General features: G+C 33.7%; 5 protein-coding genes. All 5 read left to right on the top strand.

Features of this window, described 5'->3' with window-relative positions:
* Nucleotides 1–1070: hypothetical protein (locus QZ143_RS09830; RefSeq protein WP_292883757.1), on the top strand; the 1070-nt coding region annotated here is incomplete at its 5' end.
* A 77-nt stretch (nucleotides 1071–1147) separates the two neighbouring features.
* Complete coding sequence (locus QZ143_RS09825; RefSeq protein ID WP_292883754.1) at nucleotides 1148–2704, top strand: Ig-like domain-containing protein; 1557 nt, start codon at nucleotides 1148–1150, stop codon at nucleotides 2702–2704.
* Between the two features lie 47 nt (nucleotides 2705–2751).
* Nucleotides 2752–3150: a hypothetical protein gene (locus QZ143_RS09820; RefSeq protein WP_292883752.1), complete on the top strand. Its 399-nt coding sequence runs from the start codon at nucleotides 2752–2754 to the stop codon at nucleotides 3148–3150.
* Nucleotides 3151–3175: 25 nt separating this feature from the next.
* Entirely contained in the window at nucleotides 3176–3409 is a 234-nt protein-coding gene (locus QZ143_RS09815; protein ID WP_292883749.1) for a peptidoglycan-binding domain-containing protein, read from the top strand.
* Nucleotides 3410–4601: 1192 nt separating this feature from the next.
* Nucleotides 4602–5114 (top strand): DUF447 domain-containing protein (locus tag QZ143_RS09810; RefSeq protein WP_292883746.1); only part of this gene is annotated, 513 nt, incomplete at its 3' end.

Here is a 5114-nt window from a genome sequence, read left to right as displayed (position 1 = left end):
CTAGTGATGGGGGTGCTGTCTGGATGCTTTATGGTAGTGTTGAAAATTGTAATTTTACTGACAATACTGCTTCTAGTGATGGGGGTGCTGTCTGGATGCTTTATGGTAGTGTTGAAAATTGTAATTTTACTAACAACTCTGCATCACAAGGAGGTGCAATTAGGTTTAGTAGTACATGTACTGTGACAAATTGTAATTTTACTGATAATTCTGCTAGTTATGGAGGAGCTATTTTAAGTAATATTCAGTGGGATGGTACTGCTGATACCTGTATTTTCAAAACAGGTTCAGATACAACTTTTAATACACATATTCTTCCACCTACTTTGAATGTTGATAATTTCACAACTTTTTATGGTTCTGGTGAGAAATTATCATTTGATTTGAGAACAAACATCAGCAGCATACCAGTAACTAATGGAAATATCTCAATAAGCGTATACTCTAATAATGAATGGGTTGGCAATTACAGCTGTTTAAGCGGCGAAGGATGGATTCCAGATTTGCCTGTCGGTTCTTATTATGCTATTTTTGATACTGAATATGCTGCATTCCAACCGGTCAGCAGATCAATAACAGTAATAATACCTGCCGGCAAGTATTATGTGAATGTAACTTCACTTACAACCAACAACAAGATTGTGAATATCACTGCAAAAACCAACATCCCACAAAATATTACTTGGGATGGTAAATTACTATTTATCTTATCAGACGGCAACAAAATCAATGCAACCTATGGTGGTAATGGAACATGGTGGGCAATGTATCCATTTGCTGATTATAAAGTTTATTCTGTCAATGCATCATATATTGGATTGGATAATGTAACTGTCAACAATGGAACAATTACAATAAATAAAGTTGATTCAAAAATAACATTGGAAGATATTACTTTGGATTATGGTGAAAGCAAAAATGTTACTGTAAAAACTGAAGGAGCTACAAAAATTACTGCCAGTATCAATGGAACAGATGTTACTGTTATAAACAATTATACTATTCCAATTTCAGGTTTGGCTGCCGGCAACTACACTTTCTTCGTTATCCATGATTCCAAAAGTTCGTAATTCAGTGATTCCCTATACGTCCAGAGCAAACGACACCAGTCGCAAACTTGCCTTAACGACATCCCTTCCTTATAAAAGTGCTTGATGAAGTTCTTTCGGGAGCTACATTGACTCCTTCAGGTGCAGGCAACTTAACCTACAAATCAAGTAATGAAACAGTTGTTATAGTTAAAGATGGCAAAATTAAAGCTCTTGCTAAAGGTAATGCCACAATCACAGTTTCATTTGCAGGAAATGAAAATTATACAACCGCTAAAAATAAAACTATCAATGTTACCGTTAATTTAAATGATGCAAGCTTCAGCGTAAATAACTCTACTTTGAATTTATTTGTCGATGATAATTTCACTGTTGTTGCTACTACAACTCCTGCTGGTTTGAAGGTTACTTTCGTTCCGGATGATTCAGGTGTTTACACTGTTGATGGAAATGGCAATGTCACCGCTTTGAGGGAGGGTACTGGACATATTCTTGTTAAAGTTGGCGGCGACGGAGTTTACGCAGAAAATACTACTGAAATAACTGTTAGTGTAAGTAAAATACCTACTGAAATTACATTAACAAATACAACTCTTTATTTGAAAGTTAATGAAATTGTTGACGGTTTGGCGAATCTGACTCCTGCCGATGCAGGCAATTTGACATTCATTTCCAGTGATGAAAATATTGTTTTTGTGGCCGATGGTAAGATTTTAGCTCGCAGTAAAGGTAATGCTACTGTTACCGTTTCATTTGCAGGTAATGATAAGTATGCAGCGGCCTTAAATAGAACAATCCGTGTAAATGTTTCATTAAATGATGCCAGTGTCAGTGTTGAAAATGATACTTTGGAGCTTAAAGTTGATGAAAGGTATGATCTTAATGCAACAGCAGTTCCTAGTTTCCTGAATGTTGAATATGTTTCCAGTAATGAGTCTGTTGCTACCGTTACAGATTACGGTATTGTCACTGCTGTAGGTGAAGGCACAACCACTATTACATTAACTGTTGGAAATGATGTGACTTATGCTGTCAACACAACCAACGTTACTGTGACAGTAAGTAAAATCCCTACTGAAATCACAGTTGATACTACTCCATTAGACTTGTTTGTTGGTGATGAGATTGTTATTGTTGCTAATTTGACTCCTGCTGGTGCAGGCAATGTCACTTTCACATCCAGTGATTATGATGTTGTTGATTTTGATTTTGAAGGCAATGTTATTGCTCAAGGTAAAGGTCAAGCAATTATCACTGTTTCCTTTGCAGGTGATGATAAGTATGCAGCTGCTGAAAACAAGACTATCATTATAAATGTCAGCTTGGATAATGCCAGCGTCACTGTAGATAACAATACTTTGGATTTAAAAGTTGGTGAAACATCTGCAATTAATGCCACCAAACATCCTGACACAATAATGCTCGATATTACATATACATCCAGCAATAACTCTGTTGCTACTGTAGATAAAAATGGTATTGTTACTGCTGTAGGTGAAGGTACTGCAGTCATTACCGTTGAGGTGGGTGATGATGAAATATATGCTAAAAATTCAACCACTGTTAATGAACTGTCAGCAAAGTATCTACTGAAATTGAATCTTCTGCAGTCACAACAGTTTATAACGTTGACAAAAATCTCATTGTCACTTTAAAGGATGCCGACGGCAAGCCAATCAGTGGGGCTAGTATAACTGTTGACTTGAACGGTGCTAAAACATACACTACTGATAAAAAAGGTCAGATTACTGTTTCAACCAAAGGTCTTGCTCCTAAAGCATACACTGCTAAAATAACATTCAACGGCAACAGTACACATGACAAATCAACCAAAGATGTTAAAGTTACTGTCAAAAAGGCAACTCCTAAAATAACTGCTAAAGCAAAAACATTCAAGACAACCACTAAAACCAAAAAATATTCAATTGTCTTGAAAAACAATATCAATAAACCAATTAAAAAAGCAACAGTATACTTGAAAGTCAATGGCAAGACCTATAAGGCCACAACAAACAGCAAAGGCAAAGCTACCTTCAAGATTACCAAGCTCAACAAAGCAGGCAAATTCAAGGCAACTGTAACCTATAAAGGAAACAAGTAAAAAAGTAACCATTAAGGTCAAGTCTGTGTGGAAAACAGTTTCCAAAGGAAGCAAAAACTCAGCAATCGTCAAAAAAATCCAACGTGCTTTGAAAAACCATGGATACTATCTTGAATACAATGGCCGTTACCTGAAGGTTGACGGCATCTATTGGGATTATACCGAAATGGCTGTAAAAGAGTTCCAAAACGACAAGGTCCTTAAAGTAACAGGAAAAGTTGACGAAAAAACTGCCAAAAAACTTGGAATAATTAAGTAGGTAAAAACACTACCTACAACCTTTTTTATTTTTTTCATGTACATTTGCGTACTTGATTGCACTATTTTTTATAACTATATTCGTTTACTTTCATGATTGATTATTTATTTGGCTGTTTTTGGAATCAACAATCAAAATATTCATGTGTAATTTCGATTATTATGGGATTTGTTATGGTAGTTTAAAATGTTATTATCTAATCTGTGTAAAATAGTATTAGTTTATGGGTTTAATATCTTCAATTACAGTTACCTATAAATATGTTCGTTGATAGATTTCTAACTGTATTTTGAATGTTTTAGGTAAAAACAAAGTTTTAAAGATTGTTCGTTTAATAAAATTCGTTGATTTGAATTCATAAGTAAAAGCTATATGATTCCGATAATTAAATTCAGTTATTGGAGAATATAAAAAGTAGAATTTTTTAAATGAATAAGGATAAATTTGGTAAACAAATTTTGACACATCCCTATCCAAATACTAAAAACATAGGTCTGCAATATGCAGTCCAACATCATTTGATGTTGTATGATATTATAATTATTAGAATATATAAACATTTCTATATTGGTTATTACATAATTAAGTCAATATTTTATCCTAAAAACATATTATGGGGTCATTTAAATATTTATTTTTAAAATTAACAAATTATATATAGTTTTACGTTAAAATAATTATTCCTAAAACACTGATATAATTTTACTAAAAACATGGTGTTTTTATGAATGGAAAAGAGCATTATAATAAGAACACTCCTTATTAAATTAGGAGAACTTGAAATATGGCAGTTGAAAATATGGTGCTTGCTATCTCTTATTTTTTCCTAGCAAGTTACTACATATTGTTGACCATTAACTTGTTAATGTAAAAACAATCTATGATGTCGAATTGGAAGCCTAGTTGGATTTCATCCAAAATTTTCTAATTTGATAAACTGACAATTTAAATGACAATTAGCTTTAATATGTGTTTTATAGCTTCCTGTCTACACATAGTTCAAAAAAGCATTATTATTTCCACTTCAATAAATATTATGGTAATAATCGCGGTGAATAAAGGAAATTACATTGGCAGTCATTGAAGATAATCTTAAGCTTTCTGGAGCTTAGAGAATATACAGAATGTAATCAGAATGCAGATAATGGCTGGAACTAATGTAATGTTTTGACAATAATTTTTAATTAGGTTGATGAATAGACATTATATTGAAGATGTAATTAATAGGGGTGATGAAATGGATATTGATTTGACGGATATCGGAATTGAGGAAGGACAGAAATATGAAGGGATTTACACTACCATGAGCAGGGACGGTGTAAAAAATGCAGCGCCAATAGGAATCGTATGCAAAGGCAAAGACAAACTGGGATGCAGATTATTTGTCGGCACCCAAACCCTGAAAAACATTATGGAAACACGCAGATATGTTGTAAACATCACTTTTGACCCTATAAATTTCGTAAATTCAACCATCGGAAACCTTGATATTGGAGAGTTTACAGATGATGATGACATTGCAATATTGAAAAATGCAGAAGCATATGTCATTTGTGATGTTACAGACATTAGAAAGATGGATCCGATTAAAGACCATGTAACATCAAATGGGGAAGCTTATATCATAAGCAGCGATGTTGTAGAAATCGTCAAAAATCATCCGTGTGCAAAGGCTTTAAACCGGGGTGTATTCGCCCTTCTGGAA

Source organism: Methanobrevibacter sp. UBA188 (assembly GCF_905234905.1).
Taxonomy (GTDB): domain Archaea; phylum Methanobacteriota; class Methanobacteria; order Methanobacteriales; family Methanobacteriaceae; genus Methanocatella.
This window is presented reverse-complemented; position numbering and strand designations above follow the sequence as displayed.